Genomic DNA, 20,131 nt, shown 5'->3' with positions numbered 1-20,131 from the left:
GTGTGGCATTCGCCATGCGAGAGTAGGACACTGCCAGGCACCCAATACAAGAAACCCCGCTCACTCGAGCGGGGTTTTTTATTGCCTGAAATTCACGTTATCCATCCATATCTGGTTGATTTACCACCACGATTGCATCGTTATACAACCTGATCAGCGCAGGGAAGCTCCATGTTGACTATCCCATCTTCCAGCTGAATATCGATCTTGAAACCGAGCCGTTTGGCCAGATTGATCATGCCGCGATTGCTGGGCATGGTCATGCCAGAGAGCTGGCCTATGCCACGCTCTCTGGCATAGCGCACGATCTTTTCCATCATCAACTTGCCGAGTCCGAGGCCTTTCAAGTCTGAGCGGACCAGGATGGCAAACTCCGCATCCGATTGATCCGGGCTGGCAATGGCTCGCACCACTCCCAGGATCTGCTGGCTGAAAGGGCCGTCCTGACCCACGGCGACGAAGGCCATTTCCCGGTCATAATCGATCTGGGTCATGCGGGCCAGCTCCTCATGCCCCAGCTCCCCCACGTCGGCGAAGAAGCGTTTGTACCTGTCTTCATCAGACACCTGCCGCACGAACTGCTTGTGGGCCGGCTCGTCTTCGGGGCGAATGGGGCGCAGCAGCACATGACTCTGATCTTTCAGCCAGGCACCCTCTTCCAGCTCGGTGGGATAGGGGCGAATGGCCAGTGGCAGAACTTGTTGTCCTCGCTCTGCCAGGACGAGCCGGGCATCCAGGATCACCATCTCTTCATCACAGGCCTGCAGCGGGTGCAGATCCAGTTCTTGTATCTCGGGGAAGGCCAGCAGCAGCTCGGAGAGCTGGCACAGCACCTGGCCGAGGGCGTCGATATCGAGCCGTACCGGACTGGCCTGCTCGCGGATCTTGCCATCCTTGAGGGCACCAATGATCTGGTAGCGAGCCAGTGCCTGGTTGAGGGGAGGAAGGGCCGCGACCATGTCGCGGGGCTCGGCGCCGGATTCCCCGAGCAGGATGACGGGGCCGAAGACCGGATCCTGCTGCAAGCGGATCCGCAGCTCCAGACCCCCGCTGCGGCGTGCCATGCGTTGTACCAGAAGCCCTTCTATGCGGGCGCCAGGATCGCGCTGACGTACCCTGTCTAGAATGGCATCCGCCGCCTGGGCGACTTCCGCCGAGGTGCGCAGGTTCAGCATGACACCGTGTACATCGGATTTGTGGGCGATGTCGGGAGATCGCAGCTTCACCGCTACGGGGTAGCCAATCTGTTCTGCAGTCAGTGCTGCCTCGATGGCATCGGAGACGATCCAGGTCGCGAGGGTGGATAGCCCGGCTGCCTGCAAGATGGGATGGGCCAGGTGGGTGTCCAGCACCCGCTGCTGGCGGTCCAGCGCTTGCCCAAGGAGCTGCTGGCAGCGCTCGACATCGAGCCTGTCGCCTTGCAGGGAGGCCGGTGTTTCCATCAACTGTTTCTGGTTGCGGCGATATTCCACCATGTGCATGAAGGCCGTGACGGCGCTTTCCGGGGTGCGATAGGTCGGGATGCCCGCCTCGTTGAACAGGCGTCTCCCCTCTTGGGCGGAGTATTCGCCTGCCCAGTTGGTCAGTATGTTGAATCGTCTGGCCCTGGGATGCTGCTTGATGAAGTCGATCAGGTTGCTGGCGAGGGTGACACCTCGGGCGGTGAGGGACGGTGCATGGATCAGCAGGATGGCATCGGCACTGTCCCCTTGGAGCAGCGTCTCGAGTGCACTCTTGTAGGCCTCGATATCTGCATCGCTGCCGATGTCGAGGGGTGGCATCGCCAGCTTGCCTCCCCGAGACAGCAGTACGTCTGCGGCCATGTTGGCGAGACCGCGCCCGTTGGAGAGGATGGCGAGCCGCTCCCCCTTGAGGGTCAGGGAGTGGCTCAGGGTCTCGACAGTGGCAAACAGTTCGTGGGTATCCCGGACGCGCAGCATGCCAGCCCGGCGGATGGCGGCATCATAGACATTGTCGAGACCGTTGGCCGGGTCGTGCCGACCGCTCTTGAGGATCAGGATGGGTTTGTTACGCGAGGCGGCACGGGCGGCGGAGAGAAAGTGCCTGGCATCGTGCAGCTTGTCCATGTAGATCAGGATGGCGCGGGTCGTCCCGTCCCGGGAGAGCTGATCCAGCAGTTGGCCAAAGTCGATGTCGCAATGATCGCCTAGGGAGATGAAGGCCGAGAAGCCGATTTCGCGCTGCTTGGCCCAATCCAGGATGGTGGTGCTGACCGCTGCAGACTGGGAGAGAAACGCCACCTGTCCCGGAGTCGCTGCAATGGGGGAAAAGCTGGCGTTGATACCCTGCCCGGGGAGCAGCATGCCCATGCTGTTGGGGCCGAGCAGCCGGATGCCGTATTGCTGGCACAGATGCTTGAGCCGCAGGCGCTCGTCAGTGGAGAACTGGGCGGCCAGTATGATGGCGGCTCCGGTTCCTTTCTTGCCGAGCTCCTCGATGAGCGGCAGTACCCGTTCGCGCCGGGTACAGACGATGGCGAGATCGGGGGAGAAGGGAAGGCTCTCTATGTCCGGATAGGCGAGCACGCCAGCGATGGCCTGGCTGCGGGGGGCTACGGGTAGTATAGGGCCCTGGAACTGACCCGCCAGCAGGTGCCGGATGACCACATGGCCTGCCTTCTGCGGATCACTGGAGGCGCCGATGACGGCGATCGAGTGAGGTTTGAAGAGCCGATCCAGGCCGCTTTGTTTCATGGGCACTCCTCGTGGTGGCCCCCGGGGCGAGGGGGACGGATGGTGCCAGTCTAATACGCTTTGCGTGCGGGTTCTGTGACCGATTGCGGATCACGATCTGGCCAGTGCGCTGGCGCGCAGATAAAAGCGCAGCTCCCCCTGAATGCATTGCACCGTGGCGAGGTGCCTGTCCTGGAGATAGATCTCCTGCTCCCGATCGAGTTCATGGCGCTGGACCCCGAGGCTTTGCAGATATTCTGCGAACAGGATGGCACTGCGGATTTCGACAAGATGCTGGCTCACGCTCTATTCCTTGATGGTGGCTGGATGGTGCCGGCCAGTGTCCCCTCTTCTCCCCCACTTTCATACTGATACATTTGACACTCACAGTGGCTCCGACGCCTGCCGGATCAGCGAAGGCCTCCCTGGCCGCGTGCGGTGTCCCAGAAGGCGCGGATCAGCGGCTCTTCCAGCCGCTTCTTGAGCACGGCGATGCCGACGTCGAACGCCTTGAGCGCCGGTTTGGGCTCTACCACACGCACCTTGTCCCCCATGGGGCTGTGATCGATGACGGCGGCAGGCACGACACCCACACCGAAGCCGAGGGCCACCATGGCGACGATGCCCTCGTTGCCCGCCACTTCTGCATAGATGTTGGGAGCTATCCCCTTGTTGCGAAACCATTGATCACAGCGCTTTCGGGCCAGCCCCTGCTCGGAGAGGATCAGTGGCAGCCGCTCCCAGTCTGGCTCTCCCTGAGAAAACCACTGGCTCTGCTGCGGTGCGGTGCGGGGGGCGATGAACACCAGCGGTACCTGCTGCAGACTGGCAAATTCCAGCTTGGCGGAGAGGGCATCCGGGCGGGCGGCGATGGCGAGATCGGCTTCGTCAGCCAGGATCTTGTCCACCGCCAGCGCCGGGTCGCCGGTCTCCAGCTTGATCTCCAGCTGGGGATAACGGCGGCGAAAGCGCTCCAGTACTTCGGGCAACAGAAAGTAGCTGGCGGTGACCGAACAGAAGACCCGCAACCGCCCTTGCAGCGGCTCGTCGCTGCGCTTGAGCTCCTGTTTGAGTTGGCGCCACTCCTGCAGCAAGGCACCGCCAAACTCCCGCAGCTTGTCACCAGCAGGGGTGAGCCGCACCGAGCGGTTGTCCCGCTCGAACAGCACGCAGCCGGTCTCCTGTTCCAGTCGCTGGATGGCGCGGCTCAGGGTGGAGGGGCTGACCGCCATGGCATCGGCGCTTTTGCCGAAGTGGAGGGAGTCGGCGAGGTGGAGAAACAGTTCGAGATTGCGAAGGTCCATCTTTTTATTCCTGCGGCGTTGTCAGGCGCCCTGTAGCACGATGGCTCGGCGGCGGGAGATTGCGGGAAATCACATTTCAATTCCTGCAACGTACTGTTTCGAATATATCAGTTCAGGCAATAAGTGTCCCGCGCTATAGTGGTTTCGACAACGCCGCCATCCGGCATGGAATCAATCGAACGGAGCAATCACCATGGCTAACTATTTCAACACCTTGAACCTGCGTCAGCAGTTGGCCCAGCTGGGCAAGTGTCGTTTCATGCAGCGCGAAGAGTTCGCGGACGGCTGCAACGTGCTGAAGGGCAAGAAGGTGGTGATTGTGGGCTGTGGCGCCCAGGGCCTGAACCAGGGTCTGAACATGCGCGACTCCGGGCTGGACATCTCCTACGCCCTGCGCAAGGCCGCCATCACCGAGAAGCGCGCCTCCTGGCAGAAGGCCACCGACAACGGCTTCGTGGTCGGCACCTATGAAGAGCTGATCCCGACCGCCGATCTGGTGCTGAACCTGACTCCGGACAAGCAGCACTCCGACGTCGTCAAAACCGTGATGCCGCTGATGAAGCAGGGCGCCGCGCTGGGCTACTCCCACGGCTTCAACGTGGTGGAAGAGGGGCAGCAGATCCGTTCCGACATCACCGTCGTGATGGTTGCGCCCAAGTGCCCGGGTACCGAAGTGCGTGAAGAGTACAAGCGCGGCTTCGGCGTACCGACCCTGATCGCCGTCCACCCGGAGAACGATCCCCAGGGCGAGGGCATGGCCATCGCCAAGGCGTGGGCCTCTGCTACCGGTGGTGACCGTGCCGGCGTGCTGGAATCCTCCTTCGTCGCGGAAGTGAAATCCGACCTGATGGGCGAGCAGACCATTCTGTGCGGCATGCTGCAGGCCGGTTCCCTGCTCTGCTACGACAAGCTGGTTGCCGAGGGCACCGACCCGGCCTATGCCGGCAAGCTGATCCAGTTCGGCTGGGAGACCATCACCGAGGCCCTGAAGCAGGGCGGCATCAGCTTGATGATGGACCGCCTCTCCAACCCGGCCAAGCTGCGTGCCTTCGAGCTCTCCGAGCAACTGCGCACCCTGATGCGTCCGCTGTTCGAGAAGCACATGGATGACATCATCGCCGGCGAGTTCTCCCGCGGCATGATGGCTGACTGGGCCGAAGACGATGCCAAGCTGTTCGGTTGGCGCGAAGAGACCGGCAAGTCCGCCTTCGAGAATGCCCCTGCCTATGCCGGCAAGATCGCCGAGCAGGAGTACTTCGACAATGGCGTGGTCATGGTGGCCATGGTCAAGGCGGGTGTGGAGCTGGCGTTCGAAACCATGGTGGCCTCCGGTATCTATGAAGAGTCTGCCTACTACGAGTCTCTGCACGAGCTGCCGCTGATCGCCAACACCGTCGCCCGCAAGCGTCTGTACGAGATGAACGTGGTCATCTCCGACACCGCGGAGTACGGCAACTACCTGTTCGCCAACGCCGCCGTGCCGCTGCTGCGTGAGCACTTCATGCCGACCCTGCAAGCAGGGGACCTGGGCAGTGCCCGTGCCGAGAGCAAGGCGGTGGACAACCTGGCCCTGCTGGCTGCCAACGAAGCGACCCGCAACCACCCGATCGAGAAGATCGGCCAGACCCTGCGTGGTTACATGAAGGACATGAAGCGTATTGCCGTCGGCGGTTAAGCCTTCGCTGAGCGGCATCGGAAGGGGCGGGGATGACGATCCCCGTTACTGGCTGGCTTAGACACCTGGCCTGTCGTCCGGATGATGCAAACAGACAGATTGAAGCCTATAAAAAAGCCCCGCTCATCGAGCGGGGCTTTTGCATTCTGGAGGGCGGGAGCAATCAGGCCTTCCAGGCTTTCCAGGTGTTGATCAGGCCGTTGGTGGAACCGTCGTGGCTGGTGACGGCTTCATCGGTGCCCAGCTCCGGCAGGATCTTGTTGGCCAGCTGTTTGCCCAGCTCCACACCCCACTGGTCGAAGGAGAAGATGTTCCAGATTGCACCCTGTACGAAGATCTTGTGCTCGTACATGGCGATCAGGGAGCCGAGAGTTTTCGGGGTCAGCTGCTTGAAGAGGATGGAGTTGGTCGGGCGGTTGCCTTCGAACACCTTGAACGGCACCAGATCCTTGACCTGCTCCAGGGTCTTGCCGGCGGCCAGGAACTCGGCCTCCACCGCTTCCTTGCTCTTGCCGAAGGCCAGGGCCTCGGTCTGGGCGAAGAAGTTGGCCAGGAGCTTCGGATGGTGGTCACCGATGGGGTTATGGCTGATGGCCGGCGCTAGGAAGTCGCAGGGGATCAGCTTGGTGCCCTGGTGGATCAGCTGGTAGAAGGCGTGCTGGCCGTTGGTACCCGGCTCACCCCAGATGATGGGGCCGGTCTGGTAGTCCACCGGATTGCCGTCGCGGTCCACGTACTTGCCGTTGGACTCCATGTTGCCTTGCTGGAAGTAGGCAGGGAAGCGATGCATGTACTGATCGTACGGCAGGATGGCTTCGGACTCGGCACCATGGAAGTTGTTGTACCACAGGCCAATCAGGGCCAGCAGTACGGGCACGTTCTGTTCATTGGCGGCAGTGGCGAAGTGCATGTCCATCTCGAAGGCGCCTTGCAGCAGGGCCTCGAAGTGCTCGAAGCCGAGGGAGAGGGCGATGGGCATGCCGATGGCGGACCAGGAGGAGTAACGACCGCCGACCCAGTCCCAGAACTCGAACATGTTGTCGGTGTCGATGCCGAACTCGGCCACGGCCTTGCCGTTGGTAGACAGGGCGGCGAAGTGCTTGGCCACGTGAGCCTTGTCACCGGCGTGACCGAGGAACCAGTCGCGGGCGGTCAGGGCGTTGGTCATGGTCTCCTGGGTGGTGAAGGTCTTTGAGGCCACCAGGAACAGGGTGGTTTCCGGATCGATCTTCTTGAGCGTCTCGGCGATGTGAGTGCCGTCGACGTTGGAGACGAAGTGCATCTCCAGGTGATTCTTGTAGGGGCGCAGGGCCTCGGTGATCATGACGGGGCCCAGATCGGAGCCACCAATGCCGATGTTGACCACGTGCTGGATGGCCTTGCCGGTATAGCCCTTCCACTCGCCACCGATGACTTTCTCGCAGAAGCCCTTCATCTTGGCCAGTACGGCGTTCACTTCCGGCATCACGTCCTTGCCGTCAACCTCGATGGGACGGTCGGAGCGGTTGCGCAGGGCGGTGTGCAGTACGGCGCGTCCTTCGGTCATGTTGATCTTGTCGCCGTTGAACATGGCGTCGATGGCGCTGCGCAGATCGGTCTCGCCAGCCAGGTTCACCAGCAGCTTGAGGGTCTCTTCGGTGATCAGGTTCTTGGAGTAGTCGACCAGGATGTCGCCACCGAAGGTGAGGGAGAACTTGTCAAAACGCTTGGGATCCTGTGCGAACAGATCCTTGAGACGCATCTCCTTGTTGGCTGCAAAATGGGCTTCCAGTGCCTGCCAGGCCTGGGTCCGGGTTGGATTGATATTTTTCATAGGATTATCAGTCTTCCAAGTTGTGTTTGAACCTTGCAGGCAAGGCTCCCGCCAAACCTTATTATGCGAGCATTATACCGGGCACTCCGTGCGCCCCGTGTAACAGAGCATTACCAATTGTCTGCAACGAGGGAGTGTACAACCAAAACAGTGCGATTATGAGTCACTCAGTACCCCGGGATCTTGCGTTCGCGCATGCTTGCTCGGGTTGAAAAGGCTTTCATTTCAAGGGGAGCGCGGCCGTGGCTCTGGAAAGCTGGCGTGACAGATCAAAGGGTATTCAACAGACGCTCATCGGACGGTTTTTTGAGCAGGCGCAAATGGTGGGCAACAGACGCTGGCTATCATATGAGCCGAATGGACGAGATCTCCCAGGGATGGCCAAGGTATGGAATCAATGGTGTGGAATGAGGAGATCGAGATGAAAGCCCTGTTATCCCTGTTTGCCCTGAGCCTGATCGCCACCGGCCTCATCGGTTTGCTGACCCTGACGCTGGCCAATGCGGCGCCGACGCTGGAGATCCGCGTACTGGCGGTGATCGGAGCCGTGCTGGGGGGTTATGTGCTGATGCAGCCCCTGCTCAACCGGGTTGCACGCCGGCTGGGGTGAGAACGCGGTGCGACCTGGTGCGCAAGACCGGCCTGTGGCCGGTTTTTTCATGTCACAGAAGGCAGAAACGACAGTGCCAGCCCGAAGGCTGGCACTGGAGAACGCACACCGAGGATCAATCCGCAGTCTTTTGCATGTGGACCACACGCTGGGGGAAGGGAATCTCGATGCCCTCGGCGTCGAAGGTGAGCTTCACCTTCTCGTGGAAGTCGAACCAGACACCCCAGTAATCACCGGTCTTGACCCAGGGACGCACCACGATATTGACCGAGGAGTCGGCCAGCGCGGCAACGGCAATGGTGGCGGCCTGCTCCTTCAGGATGCGGGGCTCTTCGCTCACCAGCCGCTCCAGGATCTGTTTGGCCTTGCGCAGGTCGGAGCCGTAGCCGATGCCGAAGGTCATGTCGACGCGGCGGGTATCCATGCGCGAGTAGTTGACGATGGTGCCGTTGAGGATGGCGGAGTTCGGCACTACCACCATCTTGTTGTCACCCGAGGTGAGGGTGGTGGTGAAGAGCTGCACCGATTGCACAACGCCATTGGTGCCTGCCACCTCGATGAATTCCCCTGCCTTGATGGGGCGGAAGATGATGAGCAGGAAACCGGCGGCAAAGTTGGAGAGAGAGCCCTGCAGCGCCAGACCGATGGCCAGACCGGCGGCACCTATGATGGCCACGAAGGAGGCGGTCTGCACCCCGACCCGGCCCAGAGCGGCGATCACCACGAACACCAGAATGGTGTATTTGAGGATGCTGCCGACGAAGTGGGTGACGGTGGTGTCCAGCTTGCGGGTCTGCATCACCTTGACCACGCCACCGCTGAGAAGGTTGGCGGCAATGTAACCGACCAGCAGGGTGATCAGGGCGGCGGCGATGTTGACCGCATACTCGATGATCAGTCCCTGGTTGTTGGTCAGCCAGGTCTGTGCTTCGGTAATGATCTCGGGTTCCATAGGATGTCCTGTTGGTGTGAAGATTTATGGCAGATGAATCTAACACTTGAGCGCGACAAGCTGGGTCGCATCTGGTGCTTGTCTCTTCTTTTGTGCCACAAAAAGCAAGGGAGGCCAAGGCCTCCCGCTTTGTCACAACCCTGCTGGCGCAGGGACGCTGGGCATGTGCGCACTCAGCTTTGCAGCAGCTGGCTGCGGATAAACTGCCACTGATCTTCAAACCCGGCAGTGGGCTTGATGTTGAACTCCGAGCGGACGTGCATTGGTTGATGCGGTCTGCTGGCTCAGCTTTGCAGCAGCTGGCTGCGGATAAACTGCCACTGATCTTCAAAGCCGGCAGTGGGCTTGATTGTGAACTCGGAGCGGACGTGCATTGGTTGATGCGGTCTGCTGGCTCAGCTTTGCAGCAGCTGGCTGCGGATGAACTGCCACTGATCTTCAAAGCCGGCAGTGGGCTTGATTGTGCACTCGGAGCGGACGTGCATTGGTTGATGCGGTCTGCTGGCTCAGCTTTGCAGCAGCTGGCTGCGGATAAACTGCCACTGATCTTCAAACCCGGCGGTGGGCTTGATTTTGAACTCCGAGCGGACGAACTGGCTGATGCGGCCCTCAGTATAGGCCAGCAGCAGGTTGGCCAGCATGGTCTCGTCGAGCTGGAAGCCCTGGCCTTCCCGCAGCCGTTTCTCGCGCAGTACCTGCTTGATCTGGGTCTCCAGCTTGTCGAACAGAATGCTGATGCGATCCCGCAGCCGATCGTGTTCGCCCAGCAGGGCATCGCCATTGAGAATGCGGGTGATGCCGGGGTTGCGCTCGGCGAACACCAGCAGCAGCTGCAGTATGTGATGGCAGCGGGCCATGGTGTCCTTCTCTTCGGCCATGATCAGGTTGACCCGTGACAGCAGGGAATCCTCGATAAAGTCGATCAGCCCCTCGAACATCCTCGCCTTGCTGGGAAAATGCCGGTAGAGGGCCGCCTCGGACACGCCCACCTCGGCCGCGAGGCGTGCCGTGGTGATGCGCTGGCCCGGGCTGGTTTCCAGCATGTGGGCGAGTGCCTGCAGGATCTGATCGCGCCGACTCTGTTTCTGGTTACTGCTTGCCATGGATTCCCCTAAAAAAACAATGGCTTGATTCTATTATTTGGCACGTGCCCCAGGGGGCCGTGTGGTCTTGTTATTGGCGACCAGAAGAACCAAACCCGCCTTCACCCCGTTCACTCTGATTGAATTCGTCGACCAACTGGAAGCTGGCCTGTACCACCGGCAGGATCACCAGCTGGGCGATGCGCTCGCCAGGCTGCATGGTGAAGCTGTCGTTGCCACGGTTCCAGACCGAGACCATCAACTGACCCTGGTAGTCGGAGTCGATGAGGCCGACCAGGTTGCCCAGCACGATGCCGTGCTTATGGCCGAGGCCGGAGCGGGGCAGGATGGTGGCGCACAGACCCGGATCCTGGATGTGAATGGCCAGCCCGGTCGGCACCAACGTGGTGTCGCCTGGGGCCAGGGTCAGCGGGGCATCCAGCAGGGCGCGCAAGTCCATGCCAGCGGAGCCCGGTGTGGCGTAAGCGGGCAGCGGGAAGTCGGTGCCGATGCGGGCATCCAGGATTTTCAGTTCAATTTGTGTCGTCATGAATCTTTTTCAATTGGATCGCCTGGCGATCGGGTGGTACTGCAGGAGCCTGGGGCTCCCGGCATGTTCAATGGGCTCAGGGTCGATAATGGCGTGCAATCAGGGCGACAAGATGACGGGCGAGCGTCAGCTTATCGGCCAGGGGCAGGGCGGCTTGACCCCCTTGCCAGAAGACGGTCAGGGCGTTGTCATCGGCATTGAAACCCTGGCCTGCACGGGACACATCGTTGGCTGCGATCATGTCCAGCCGCTTACGTCGAAGTTTGTCGAGGGCGTATTGTTCCACATCCACGGTTTCGGCGGCAAATCCGACGGTGAAGGGTTTGTCTGACAACGCCCCCACATCGGCGATGATGTCGGGGTTTTTGACCAGGGTCAGCTGCATTTGGTCGTTGTCGCCGGTCTTCTTGATCTTTTGCTCGGCCACCTGGGCGGGACGGTAGTCGGCGACGGCAGCGCAGCCGATAAAGAGGTCGCACTCACCGACCCGGCTCATCACTGCTTCGTGCATCTGCAGGGCACTCTCCACATCGATGCGGGTAACGCCGGCCGGGGTGGCCAGTGCCACCGGGCCGCTCACCAGGGTCACCTCCGCGCCCGCTTCGCGCGCGGCGCGGGCGATGGCGTAGCCCATCTTGCCGGAGCTGTGGTTGCTGATATAGCGCACCGGATCCAGCGCCTCGCGGGTCGGCCCGGCGGTGAGCAGCAGCCTGACGCCTGCCAGGAGCGGTTCGGCGGCGAGCTGCTGGCAGCAGCGTTCCACCAGTTCCAGGGGATCCAGCATCCGGCCCGGGCCCACGTCGCCGCAGGCCTGGCTGCCGGAATCCGGCCCCCACAGCTGAATGCCGCGCTCGGCGAGGGTCTGAAGGTTGGCCTGGGTAGCGGCGTTGCGATACATCTGCTGATTCATGGCTGGCGCCAGGGCGACAGTCGCCGGGGTGGCAAGGCAGAGGGTGGTGAGCAGCTCGTCCGCCATGCCGGCGGCCATGCGGGCCATCAGATTGGCGCTGGCGGGGGCGATCAGCACCAGATTGGCCCACTTGGCCAGCTCGATGTGGCCCATGCCCGCCTCGGCAGCCGGGTCCAGCAGACTGTCGGCCACCGGGTGGCCTGAGACGGCTTGCAGGGTCAGCGGGGTGATGAACTCCTTGGCGGAGCGGGTCATCACCACTCGCACCTCGGCCCCCTGATCTTTCAGGCGACGTACCAGTTCGGCACTCTTGTAGGCGGCGATCCCGCCACTGACACCCAACAGGATGCGTTTATCGGCCAATCTCATCTGCTGCTTCTCTTCCGGCTCACTCTGACTGGTCGGCTAAGATAGCACAGGCAATGGGTGGCGACAGAGGCTGACATGGGGGAGTTGTGGTCGGGCTCGCGGGATTCTTTGCTATGTTTTCTCTCAATAGCCATGAGGGAGAGACAAATGAGCATCAAGGAGTGGCCGGAAGAGGAGCGCCCGAGGGAAAAGCTGCTGCGCCGAGGGGCGGCGACGCTCTCCGATGCCGAACTGCTGGCCATCTTCCTGCGCACCGGGGTCAGCGGGTTGAGTGCGGTGGATCTCTCCCGCCAGTTGTTGCAGCAGTTTGGTTCCCTGCGGGCACTGCTGGGGGCCGAGCAGCAGGATTTTTGTGGCGCTCACGGGCTGGGACCTGCCAAGTATGCCCAGTTGCAGGCGGTGCTGGAGATGGGGCGGCGCCATCTGGCCGAACAGTTGCAACGGGGAGAGGCGCTCACCTCGCCCGGGCTTACCCGTGACTTTCTGCAAGCCCAGTTGCGGGATCGGGGGCGGGAGGTGTTCGCCCTGCTGCTGCTCGACAACCAGCACAGGGTCATCCGGTTTGTCGAACTTTTTTACGGCACCCTCGACTCGGCGAGCGTCTGGCCCAGAGAAATCGTGCAGATCGCGCTCAAACATAATGCAGCCGCCGTGATTCTGGCGCATAATCACCCGTCCGGCGTGGCCGAGCCCAGTCGGGCGGACCGCCAGATCACGGATCGGATCCTGGCCGCCCTGGCCCTGGTCGATATCAGAGTGCTTGATCACCTGGTGATCGGTGATGGCATCACGGTTTCTTTCGCAGAGCGTGGTTGGTTGTGACTGGGCTCTGGCACTGTATTAGTTGATCTTTGATCACGGATGCTGTATAAAATGCCGCCTTCTGTTTGCCCCGCAATCGAAGGCCAGCGGGGCAGATATTTGCTCGAGCAATGAAGTAAGATTTGGAGAGACTGACATGTCTAGAGTATGCCAAGTAACCGGCAAGCGCCCGGCAGTTGGTAACAACCGTTCGCACGCTAACAACGCTACCAAGCGTCGTTTCCTGCCGAACCTGCACACTCACCGTTTCTGGGTTGAGAGTGAAAAACGCTTCGTGAGCCTGCGCGTATCCGCAAAAGGCATGCGTATCATCGACAAGCGCGGCGTTGAAGTGGTTCTGGCTGAACTGCGTGCCAGCGGCGTTAAGGTATAAGGAATTAGATCATGGCTAAAGGTATTCGCGATAAGATTCGCCTGAACTCCAGCGCCGGTACTGGTCACTTCTATACCACTACCAAGAACAAGCGCACCATGCCCGAAAAAATGGAGATCAAGAAATTTGATCCCGTGATTCGTCAGCATGTGATCTACAAAGAAGGCAAAATCAAGTAATTACTTGGTTTCGCTGCAAAAACCCGGCCTCGTGCCGGGTTTTTTTATGGCTGGAATTCAGTACACTGCCGATTCGAAGGGAGGCTAGCCATGTTCAAACTGAGCCGCAAAGGCTGGAACAACGTGATCATCGTGGTCGTGTTGATCGTCATTACCCTGTTGCACCGGCTGGAGCAGGCCCAGCAGGAGAACAGTGCCAAACGCGCGCGTCCGCTGTTGCCGGAGAGTGCCGTGGTGCTGACCTGGCAGGGGCCGAGCTGGCAGATAGAGCGTATCGGCCAGGGTTGGCGCAGCGCGCCGGATCTGGGGCTTGGCAACGCCCAGCTGGCGGCCCGCATCGAGGCGTGGCAAGGCTGGCTGCTGCCCCCCGGCGAGCCCGTGCGCGGCACCCCGGTGACCCTCAAGATCTGGATCGCCGGACAGAGCGATCCGGTGGAAGTCGGGCTCTATCAGGACGACGGCAAGTTTGCCGCCCTGCTGCCCTCCTCGACCTGGCTCAGCTTGAGTCAGGCGCAATACCGTGACCTGATGCGTCCCATTCCCTGAACGAGAGATCGCCCATGCCTGAATTACCGGAAGTCGAAGTCAGCCGCCAGGGCATCTCCCCCTGGCTTACCGGCATCAAGGTGACCCGCGTGGTGGTGCGGGACGGCCGCTTGCGCTGGCCCGTGCCCGGCGAGATCCAGGAGCTGGTGGATCTCGTCATCCACCGCGTCAGCCGCCGCGCCAAATACCTGTTGCTGGAGACCGACTTCGGCACCGCCATCCTGCATCTCGGGATGTCCGGCAGCCTGCGGGTGCTGGACATCGGCACCCCGGCCGAGAAGCACGATCACGTGGATATCGAGCTGGCCAACGGCAAGCTGCTGCGGCTCAACGATCCGCGCCGTTTTGGCGCCCTGCTGTGGACCCGCGAACCGGCCGAGGCCCATGCCCTGCTCGCCAAGCTGGGGCCGGAACCCCTCACCGATGCCTTCCATGCCGATTACCTGCGGGAGCGGGCGAAGGGGCGCAGCACCGCCATCAAGCAGTTCCTGATGGACAACCATGTGGTGGTCGGGGTGGGCAACATCTACGCCAACGAGGCGCTCTATGCCGCCGGCATTCATCCCAGGCGGGCGGCGGGCAACATCAGCGCCGAGCGGCTGGGCACCCTGGTGAGCGAGATCAAGCGGGTGCTGGCCGAAGCCATTCACCAGGGGGGCACCACCCTCAAGGATTTCACCAGCGCCGACGGCAAGCCAGGCTATTTCGTGCAGCAGCTGCAGGTTTACGGCCGTGGCGGCCAGCCCTGTTTCCACTGCCACACCCTGCTCACCGAGGTGAAGATGGGCCAGCGAACCACGGTGTTCTGCTCCCACTGCCAACGCTGAAAGAGGGGTTTTTGAGCCGGAACCGGCCAAGTTGTAAGAGAGTATTTCCGGTCTGTTGAAGCGGCGTCAGCCCATGACTACTATCTCGCCAGTTCAGGCTGCGAGGTAATAAAATGACAGCTAAATCAATAGACTGGGAACATTTATCCCGGCAGGGGCACTATTGTGCCCACGATATGGCCCGCTTCCTCTATCCCGAAGACAGCGCCCGCAAGACCTTCAATCGCGGCAAGTTTTTGCTGCGCAGTCTGCTCTACCGTGCGCAGTTGAACCGGGTGTTCGAGCTGTTCCAGAGCGCCCCCCTGCGAGCGCTTCCCGCCCGCCACCCCGAGCTGCTCGACAAGCCGATGCGCCCCTATCGCTTCGCCTGCTCGACGGTGAACCAGCGGGTCAAGATGGTGGAGGATCACTACCGCCTGCTGCTGGGCCTGTACCCCGAGCTCATCGACCCGCTCTATCTGGGGGAGGGGATAGTGCTGGGCCATTATCCCGATGGCGGCTGGCGCATCGTGCTGCGTCACGACGGCACCTTCCGCAGGGAGGCGGAGCTGGCCCTCTCCATCGTCAACGCGCGGGGGGAGCGACTCTACAGCTGTGCCTTCTCCCTGGCGGGCAGCGAACAGGAGCTGGCCCTGGTGATCGGGTCGGTGCAGGGGCCGGAGCCCTGTGTCGAGCAGCCCCAGGAGCAGGTGCGGGCATTGACCCGGGCGGGTCAGGGTCTGAGACCCAAGTCGCTGGTGGTGATGCTGGTGATGGCGCTGGCCGGGGCCATGGGGGCCCACCGGGTCTGTGCGGTACGCATGAAGGCCCACATCTTCCAGGCAAGACGGTACAGCAAGAAGAAGAAAGCCTGCCTGCAGGCGGACTACGACGAGCTGTGGCAGGAGTTTGGCGCCCTCGATCAGGACGCCAACTTCGTGCGGCTGCAACCCGTGGTGCGCAAGCCGCTGGAGGAGGTGGCCGCCAAGAAGCGGGCCATGTACCGGCGTCGCTACGAGTGGCTGGACGGGCTGGAGCGGGCGATCCGCCAGCAGTTTGCCCGCAGCTAGGCGTGCAGTGCCTTGATGCAACAAGGGCTACCCGCGGGTAGCCCTTGTTCGTTTCTGCCCATCAGGGGAGGGATTAGCGCTGCTGCCTGGCGGCGATGGCCTGAGCCACCAGGGGGTCGACGAACTGGTGGATGTCACCTCCGTGCAGCGCCACCTCCTTCACCAGGGTGGAGGAGATGAAGGAGTTCTCCTCCGCCGGGGTGAGGAAGACGCTCTCCAGGGTGGGCATCAGGCGACGGTTCATGTTGGCGAGCTGGAACTCGTATTCGAAGTCGGAGACGGCGCGCAGGCCGCGGATCAGCACGTTGGCCTGCTGCTCCCTGGCAAAATCCACCAGCAGGCCGGAGAAGCCCACCACCTTGACGTTGGGCAGGTGAGCCGTCACCTGCCGGGCCAGCTGAACGCGCTCCTCGAGATCGAACAGCGGCCGTTTGCTCGGGCTGTTGGCCACCCCGACCACCACCTCGTCGAACAGTCTGGCGGCGCGGCCAATGAGATCGGTATGGCCGTTGGTGATGGGATCGAAGGTGCCGGGATAGATTACCTTGTTGGTCATGCTGCTGATTCCTGAAACCGGAAAACTGGTCGCATTATAGGGGCTGTTGCCGGTTTGTCGCGACCGGGATGGCGCGGATTTCTGGCGCTGATCGGCGGCCGGGGTCGCACAAATCGGGGCCCCGTGGTGTCTTCGCTTGAGAATCGCCCTGCATCAGGCAAGAATACCCGCATCGCGCATCAAGCCTCCTTCGCTGGTGACAGGGAGCATAGGGATTTTTTATGAAACGTATTCTGGTAGTCCGCAATGACAAGATTGGTGACTTCATGCTGGCGTGGCCGAGCTTTGCCATGCTCAAGCGCTCCATGGAGTGTCATGTGACTGCCCTGGTTCCCGCCTACACGGCGCCCTTGGCCCGCCTCTGCCCATGGATCGACGAGATCATCCTGGATCCGGGTGCCCGGGCCGACAAGGAGCAGCAACGCGCCCTGCTGGCGCGCATCAAGGCGGCCGCCTTCGATGCCTCCATCTGCCTCTTCTCCAACACCCGCAATGCCAAGCTGGTGTGGAAGGCGCACATTCCCTACCGGCTGGCACCAGCCACGAAGCTGGCCCAGGTGCTCTACAACCAGCGCCTGGTGCAGCGCCGCTCCCGCTCCCAGAAGCCGGAGTACGAATACAACCTGGATCTGGTGCGCCGCTTCCTCGCCGATCAGCATCAGACCGTGGTAGAGCCACAAGGACCCTACCTCGGCTTTGACCCCGAGAGCCTGCTGCAGGTGCGCGAGCAGGTTGCCGCCCGTCTCAGGCTCGACGCCAGCCGACCCTGGCTGATGGTGCATGCGGGCAGCGGTGGCTCGGCCAACAACCTCTCCATCGAGCAGTACTCGCGCCTCATCATCAAGCTCAACCAGGCCTGTCCTGAGTTGCAGTGCGTGCTGACGGCAGGCCCGGGGGAGGAGGGGAAGGCGGAGCAGTTGGCGGCCGAACTGCTGGCCCATGGGGGCAACGGCTGGATCTATCGCTCCGACGAGGGGCTGCCGAAGTTCTGCCAGGTGATGGCCAACGCCGCCCTGTTCGTGGCGGGCAGCACGGGGCCCCTGCACATCGCCGCGGCCATGGACGTGCCGACCGTCGGCTTCTTCCCGGCACACAGTTCGGCGACGCCGCTGCGCTGGCGGCCGCTCAACGGCGAGGGACGCCATCTGCCCTTCAGCCCGCCGGAAGACAGCGACCACCCGGAGGACATGAGCCAGCTCGATCCCAAGGCCATGGCGGCAGAGATCGCCCGCTGGGCGCCGCCCTTCTGGCGCGCCGAGCGCTGAGAGCGCACACAGAACATACAGACAGGGCCCCGCGGGGTCCTGTCTTGTATGGGGATGCGCCCCGCTGGCAGTCCAGCCGACCGGGCGTGGTCCCCGACAGCCCCCTTGACGGGTCTGCCCGGGCTCCGGGCAGGGGAAACCTGTCGGTATAAGCCGGAGTCGGGTCATGTTGCCAATATTCATGCATTCGGCTTATAGCGGCCAGTTTTCGTCCGTGGCGCCCAGGTTTGCGCCGTGAGCGGCCCCGCGAGGGCTGCGCCCGCTCCATGGCAATGGGGTTTGCCCCTTGTTCCGCTGGAACAAGGGGTGAGTGATTAATGGGATGTTTGAGGCGCGATGCCCTATTTCGGCTGCTGGGGCTGCTGGCGAACCCAGAGATCGGCGTATTTGACGAAGGTGGAGTGGGCGGAGAGGATGGCCAGCAGCAGGCCCTGCTTGCCGTCGAGGAAACCGGCCTTGAGCAGGTACATCTTGAGGAAGCAGCCGACGGCGTGGACCAGCCCCTGGCCGAGGGATCCCTTCTTGCCGCGGGCGGTGCGCTGATCGGCCCAGGCGCGGGCGTAGCCGGCGGATTTGACCAGGTAGTGTTCCAGATCCCGGTAGGTGTAGTGGAGGAGGTCGCCCTGCAGGTTGACGATCTTCATGTTGGCGCGCACCTCCACCTTCTCGTGTACCAGCGCCTCGTTGTAGCCGGTCAGCGCCTTGGGGTAGAGGCGCAGCACCCGATCCGGGTACCAGCCGCTGTGGCGGATGAAGCGGCCGAACACCCAGGAGAGGCGCGGGATGGAGTAGATGGTGTCGCTGGCCGGGTTGGCCATGACCCCCTGGATGGCTTCCCTGAGTTCGGGGGTGAGCCGTTCGTCCGCGTCCAGCCACAGCACCCATTCCGACTGGACATGAGACTGGGCGAGGCGGCGCTGACGGCCGAAACCGGGCCAGGTGGTGTTGACGAAGAAGCGGGCGCCAAATTCGGCGGCGATGGCCGGGGTGTCATCCTGACTGCCGGAGTCCAGGATGACGATTTCATCCGCCAGGCCTTCGAGGGAGGCGAGGCAGGCACGGAGGTTGTCGGCTTCGTTCTTGACGATCAGGACGGCCGCCAGGGTCGGTTTTTTCACAGGCAAGGGACTCTTGTTGGTGCCCGGCGGGCGGGTCATGCTCGGATTGGCGCCCATTCTAGCCTAAAACCCCGCGCGGGGCATGACCCGAGGGCCCGGTGGGCCCGCTTTTGAATGCGGGGGAAGGGGGATCTCTGCTACCCGGCAGTCGGTGGCCCAGGGCACGCCGTGTCCGGGTCGAAGAGGGCCTCAGGAGGGATGCGTGGGGGAGCAGATCCTGCCAGGTAGGCGTTTTGCGGGAGCAGACGGGTATCTTCTGTTATTTCTTCGGCCTTTCTTGGGGCATAATCTCGCCCAGTAATGATCAACAGCCGGGCCAGTCCCGAGAGAAGACGCACGATGAAGATATTGGTGATCGGCCCCTCCTGGGTCGGCGACATGGTGATGTCCCAGAGCCTCTACAAGGCGCTCAAGAGCAACCACCCGGGCAGCGAGCTCCATGTGATGGCGCCGGCCTGGTGCGTTGCGCTGCTGGAGCGCATGCCCGAGGTGGACAAGGCCATCCCCATGCCGCTTGGCCACGGTGACTTCAAGCTGGGGGCACGCCGCCGCCTTGGCAAGCAGCTGGCCGCCGAGCAGTACGATCAGGCCATCATCCAGCCCAACTCCATGAAGTCGGCCCTCATCCCCTGGTTTGCCAGGATCCCGGTGCGCACCGGTTGGAAGGGGGAGCACCGCTTCGGTCTGCTCAACGACATGCGCAACAACAAGCAGGCCTTCCCGCTGATGGTGGAAGGCTATGTGGCTCTGGCCTACCCCAAGGGGCAGATGAAGAGCCGGGACGACATTCCCGCTATTCCCCATCCCTCCCTGCACGTGGATCTCATCAACCAGGGCAAGGCGCTGGAGCGGCTCGGCCTGAATCGTGCCCGCCCTGTGCTGGTACTCTGTCCGGGGGCCGAGTTCGGCCCGGCCAAACGTTGGCCGGAAGGGCACTACGCCGTGGTGGCGCAAAAGCACCTCGACGAGGGGTGGCAGGTGTGGATCTTCGGCTCGGGCAAGGACGTGGACGTGGCCAACACCATCCGCGATCGGATCAACCCCCTGTCGCGCCCCAACTGCCACGTGCTGGCGGGCAAGACCAGCCTGCACGAGGCGATCGACCTGATGGCCCTGGCCGGTCGGGTCATCGCCAACGACTCGGGCCTGATGCACGTGGCGGCCGCCCTCAACCGGCCGCTGATCGGCGTCTACGGCTCCACCTCGCCCCTCTATACCCCACCGCTGGCGGACAGGGTCGAGATCGTCCACACCGACATCGAGTGCCGCCCCTGCTTCAAGCGCACCTGCAAGTTCGGCCACCTCAAGTGCCTGATCGAGCTGATGCCGGAACAGGTCATCGAGGCGGGAAATCGGCTGGAGCGTGGTGAAACGGCAGATCTGACCATAGTGCGGCAGCCGGTGGAATCCTCTGCTGCTGAACCAGGTAATAGCTAGC

At 62.3% G+C, this 20,131-nt stretch carries 20 protein-coding genes and 1 pseudogene; 10 read left to right on the top strand and 11 right to left on the bottom strand.

From position 1 onward, the window contains the following. Positions 1 to 140 precede the first annotated feature (140 nt). From AB5Y70_RS02360 to ilvY, 3 genes are all read right to left on the bottom strand, one after another. Entirely contained in the window at positions 141 to 2,714 is a 2,574-nt protein-coding gene (locus AB5Y70_RS02360) for a bifunctional acetate--CoA ligase family protein/GNAT family N-acetyltransferase (RefSeq protein ID WP_049636092.1), read from the bottom strand. Between the two features lie 90 nt (positions 2,715 to 2,804). Beyond that, positions 2,805 to 2,996 (bottom strand): hypothetical protein, encoded by a 192-nt coding sequence (locus tag AB5Y70_RS02355; RefSeq protein ID WP_010676124.1) that lies wholly within the window; start codon positions 2,994 to 2,996, stop codon positions 2,805 to 2,807. 107 nt (positions 2,997 to 3,103) lie between these two features. Beyond that, positions 3,104 to 3,997: an HTH-type transcriptional activator IlvY gene (gene ilvY / locus AB5Y70_RS02350; protein ID WP_043153306.1), complete on the bottom strand. Its 894-nt coding sequence runs from the start codon at positions 3,995 to 3,997 to the stop codon at positions 3,104 to 3,106. A gap of 193 nt (positions 3,998 to 4,190) precedes the next feature. Here ilvY and ilvC point away from each other — a divergent pair, with 193 nt between their 5' ends. Then, on the top strand, positions 4,191 to 5,672 hold the full coding sequence (ilvC, locus tag AB5Y70_RS02345) for a ketol-acid reductoisomerase (RefSeq protein WP_039041087.1): 1,482 nt from the start codon (positions 4,191 to 4,193) through the stop codon (positions 5,670 to 5,672). Positions 5,673 to 5,835: 163 nt separating this feature from the next. Here the strand turns inward: ilvC and pgi are convergent, their stop codons facing one another. Next, on the bottom strand, positions 5,836 to 7,485 hold the full coding sequence (gene pgi / locus AB5Y70_RS02340; RefSeq protein WP_049636091.1) for a glucose-6-phosphate isomerase: 1,650 nt from the start codon (positions 7,483 to 7,485) through the stop codon (positions 5,836 to 5,838). Positions 7,486 to 7,906: 421 nt separating this feature from the next. Here pgi and AB5Y70_RS02335 point away from each other — a divergent pair, with 421 nt between their 5' ends. After that, a complete protein-coding gene (locus AB5Y70_RS02335; RefSeq protein WP_029314882.1) occupies positions 7,907 to 8,095 on the top strand; it encodes a hypothetical protein in 189 nt (62 codons plus the stop codon). A 115-nt stretch (positions 8,096 to 8,210) separates the two neighbouring features. On the opposite strand, the gene AB5Y70_RS02330 is transcribed toward AB5Y70_RS02335, so the two are convergent. The 5 genes and pseudogenes from AB5Y70_RS02330 to coaBC form a co-directional block, all read right to left on the bottom strand. After that, positions 8,211 to 9,047: a mechanosensitive ion channel domain-containing protein gene (locus AB5Y70_RS02330; RefSeq protein WP_042864726.1), complete on the bottom strand. Its 837-nt coding sequence runs from the start codon at positions 9,045 to 9,047 to the stop codon at positions 8,211 to 8,213. A 284-nt stretch (positions 9,048 to 9,331) separates the two neighbouring features. After that, positions 9,332 to 9,415 (bottom strand): annotated as a pseudogene (locus AB5Y70_RS02325) (nucleoid occlusion factor SlmA); the annotation flags it as partial. Positions 9,416 to 9,553: 138 nt separating this feature from the next. Then, positions 9,554 to 10,150 (bottom strand): nucleoid occlusion factor SlmA, encoded by a 597-nt coding sequence (gene slmA, locus AB5Y70_RS02320; RefSeq protein ID WP_010676117.1) that lies wholly within the window; start codon positions 10,148 to 10,150, stop codon positions 9,554 to 9,556. Positions 10,151 to 10,220: 70 nt separating this feature from the next. Further along, positions 10,221 to 10,679, bottom strand: coding sequence for a dUTP diphosphatase (gene dut, locus AB5Y70_RS02315; RefSeq protein ID WP_010676116.1), 459 nt, complete (start codon positions 10,677 to 10,679; stop codon positions 10,221 to 10,223). Positions 10,680 to 10,755: 76 nt separating this feature from the next. Next, positions 10,756 to 11,958, bottom strand: a complete 1,203-nt coding sequence (gene coaBC, locus AB5Y70_RS02310; RefSeq protein ID WP_102948965.1) for a bifunctional phosphopantothenoylcysteine decarboxylase/phosphopantothenate--cysteine ligase CoaBC — start codon at positions 11,956 to 11,958, stop codon at positions 10,756 to 10,758. 147 nt (positions 11,959 to 12,105) lie between these two features. Here coaBC and radC point away from each other — a divergent pair, with 147 nt between their 5' ends. The 6 genes from radC (at position 12,106) to AB5Y70_RS02280 (ending at position 15,754) form a co-directional block, all read left to right on the top strand. Next, on the top strand, positions 12,106 to 12,780 hold the full coding sequence (gene radC, locus AB5Y70_RS02305) for a DNA repair protein RadC (protein WP_039040991.1): 675 nt from the start codon (positions 12,106 to 12,108) through the stop codon (positions 12,778 to 12,780). Between the two features lie 136 nt (positions 12,781 to 12,916). Further along, complete coding sequence (gene rpmB / locus AB5Y70_RS02300; RefSeq protein WP_005307492.1) at positions 12,917 to 13,153, top strand: 50S ribosomal protein L28; 237 nt, start codon at positions 12,917 to 12,919, stop codon at positions 13,151 to 13,153. A gap of 11 nt (positions 13,154 to 13,164) precedes the next feature. Next, positions 13,165 to 13,332 (top strand): 50S ribosomal protein L33, encoded by a 168-nt coding sequence (gene rpmG / locus AB5Y70_RS02295; RefSeq protein WP_005323752.1) that lies wholly within the window; start codon positions 13,165 to 13,167, stop codon positions 13,330 to 13,332. A gap of 90 nt (positions 13,333 to 13,422) precedes the next feature. Beyond that, positions 13,423 to 13,878 carry a hypothetical protein gene (locus AB5Y70_RS02290; protein WP_102948964.1) on the top strand — a complete coding sequence of 152 codons (456 nt, stop codon included), beginning with the start codon at positions 13,423 to 13,425 and terminating at the stop codon, positions 13,876 to 13,878. A 14-nt stretch (positions 13,879 to 13,892) separates the two neighbouring features. Next, positions 13,893 to 14,705, top strand: a complete 813-nt coding sequence (mutM, locus tag AB5Y70_RS02285; protein ID WP_049636089.1) for a bifunctional DNA-formamidopyrimidine glycosylase/DNA-(apurinic or apyrimidinic site) lyase — start codon at positions 13,893 to 13,895, stop codon at positions 14,703 to 14,705. Between the two features lie 176 nt (positions 14,706 to 14,881). After that, positions 14,882 to 15,754, top strand: coding sequence for a VirK/YbjX family protein (locus tag AB5Y70_RS02280; RefSeq protein WP_049636088.1), 873 nt, complete (start codon positions 14,882 to 14,884; stop codon positions 15,752 to 15,754). A 73-nt stretch (positions 15,755 to 15,827) separates the two neighbouring features. On the opposite strand, the gene coaD is transcribed toward AB5Y70_RS02280, so the two are convergent. Next, on the bottom strand, positions 15,828 to 16,310 hold the full coding sequence (gene coaD / locus AB5Y70_RS02275; RefSeq protein WP_010676110.1) for a pantetheine-phosphate adenylyltransferase: 483 nt from the start codon (positions 16,308 to 16,310) through the stop codon (positions 15,828 to 15,830). Between the two features lie 221 nt (positions 16,311 to 16,531). Between coaD and AB5Y70_RS02270 the strand changes: the two genes are divergently transcribed. Beyond that, the gene (locus tag AB5Y70_RS02270; RefSeq protein ID WP_102948963.1) at positions 16,532 to 17,575 is read left to right on the top strand and encodes a glycosyltransferase family 9 protein; all 1,044 of its coding nucleotides are present in this window, start codon (positions 16,532 to 16,534) and stop codon (positions 17,573 to 17,575) included. A gap of 341 nt (positions 17,576 to 17,916) precedes the next feature. Here AB5Y70_RS02270 and AB5Y70_RS02265 read toward each other — a convergent pair whose 3' ends face one another. Continuing rightward, positions 17,917 to 18,693 carry a glycosyltransferase family 2 protein gene (locus AB5Y70_RS02265; RefSeq protein WP_010676108.1) on the bottom strand — a complete coding sequence of 259 codons (777 nt, stop codon included), beginning with the start codon at positions 18,691 to 18,693 and terminating at the stop codon, positions 17,917 to 17,919. Positions 18,694 to 19,032: 339 nt separating this feature from the next. Here AB5Y70_RS02265 and waaF point away from each other — a divergent pair, with 339 nt between their 5' ends. Beyond that, positions 19,033 to 20,130 (top strand): lipopolysaccharide heptosyltransferase II, encoded by a 1,098-nt coding sequence (gene waaF / locus AB5Y70_RS02260; protein ID WP_102948962.1) that lies wholly within the window; start codon positions 19,033 to 19,035, stop codon positions 20,128 to 20,130. Position 20,131 lies beyond the last annotated feature (1 nt).

Origin of the sequence: Aeromonas sp. s1(2024) (assembly GCF_040908005.1) — a bacterium.
Taxonomy (GTDB): Bacteria; Pseudomonadota; Gammaproteobacteria; order Enterobacterales; family Aeromonadaceae; genus Aeromonas; species Aeromonas caviae.
The sequence above is the reverse complement of the archived record's forward strand: the minus strand, read 5'-3'. Positions and strand labels throughout refer to the sequence as shown.

Bases quoted from the DNA above. Each gene is read 5' to 3' on its own strand.
- AB5Y70_RS02360 (WP_049636092.1), bottom strand. From the start codon at position 2,714: ATGAAACAAAGCGGCCTGGATCGGCTCTTCAAACCTCACTCGATCGCC.
- ilvY (WP_043153306.1), bottom strand. From the start codon at position 3,997: ATGGACCTTCGCAATCTCGAACTGTTTCTCCACCTCGCCGACTCCCTC.
- ilvC (WP_039041087.1), top strand. From the start codon at position 4,191: ATGGCTAACTATTTCAACACCTTGAACCTGCGTCAGCAGTTGGCCCAG.
- pgi (WP_049636091.1), bottom strand. From the start codon at position 7,485: ATGAAAAATATCAATCCAACCCGGACCCAGGCCTGGCAGGCACTGGAA.
- AB5Y70_RS02335 (WP_029314882.1), top strand. From the start codon at position 7,907: ATGAAAGCCCTGTTATCCCTGTTTGCCCTGAGCCTGATCGCCACCGGC.
- AB5Y70_RS02330 (WP_042864726.1), bottom strand. From the start codon at position 9,047: ATGGAACCCGAGATCATTACCGAAGCACAGACCTGGCTGACCAACAAC.
- slmA (WP_010676117.1), bottom strand. From the start codon at position 10,150: ATGGCAAGCAGTAACCAGAAACAGAGTCGGCGCGATCAGATCCTGCAG.
- dut (WP_010676116.1), bottom strand. From the start codon at position 10,679: ATGACGACACAAATTGAACTGAAAATCCTGGATGCCCGCATCGGCACC.
- coaBC (WP_102948965.1), bottom strand. From the start codon at position 11,958: ATGAGATTGGCCGATAAACGCATCCTGTTGGGTGTCAGTGGCGGGATC.
- radC (WP_039040991.1), top strand. From the start codon at position 12,106: ATGAGCATCAAGGAGTGGCCGGAAGAGGAGCGCCCGAGGGAAAAGCTG.
- rpmB (WP_005307492.1), top strand. From the start codon at position 12,917: ATGTCTAGAGTATGCCAAGTAACCGGCAAGCGCCCGGCAGTTGGTAAC.
- rpmG (WP_005323752.1), top strand. From the start codon at position 13,165: ATGGCTAAAGGTATTCGCGATAAGATTCGCCTGAACTCCAGCGCCGGT.
- AB5Y70_RS02290 (WP_102948964.1), top strand. From the start codon at position 13,423: ATGTTCAAACTGAGCCGCAAAGGCTGGAACAACGTGATCATCGTGGTC.
- mutM (WP_049636089.1), top strand. From the start codon at position 13,893: ATGCCTGAATTACCGGAAGTCGAAGTCAGCCGCCAGGGCATCTCCCCC.
- AB5Y70_RS02280 (WP_049636088.1), top strand. From the start codon at position 14,882: ATGGCCCGCTTCCTCTATCCCGAAGACAGCGCCCGCAAGACCTTCAAT.
- coaD (WP_010676110.1), bottom strand. From the start codon at position 16,310: ATGACCAACAAGGTAATCTATCCCGGCACCTTCGATCCCATCACCAAC.
- AB5Y70_RS02270 (WP_102948963.1), top strand. From the start codon at position 16,532: ATGAAACGTATTCTGGTAGTCCGCAATGACAAGATTGGTGACTTCATG.
- waaF (WP_102948962.1), top strand. From the start codon at position 19,033: ATGAAGATATTGGTGATCGGCCCCTCCTGGGTCGGCGACATGGTGATG.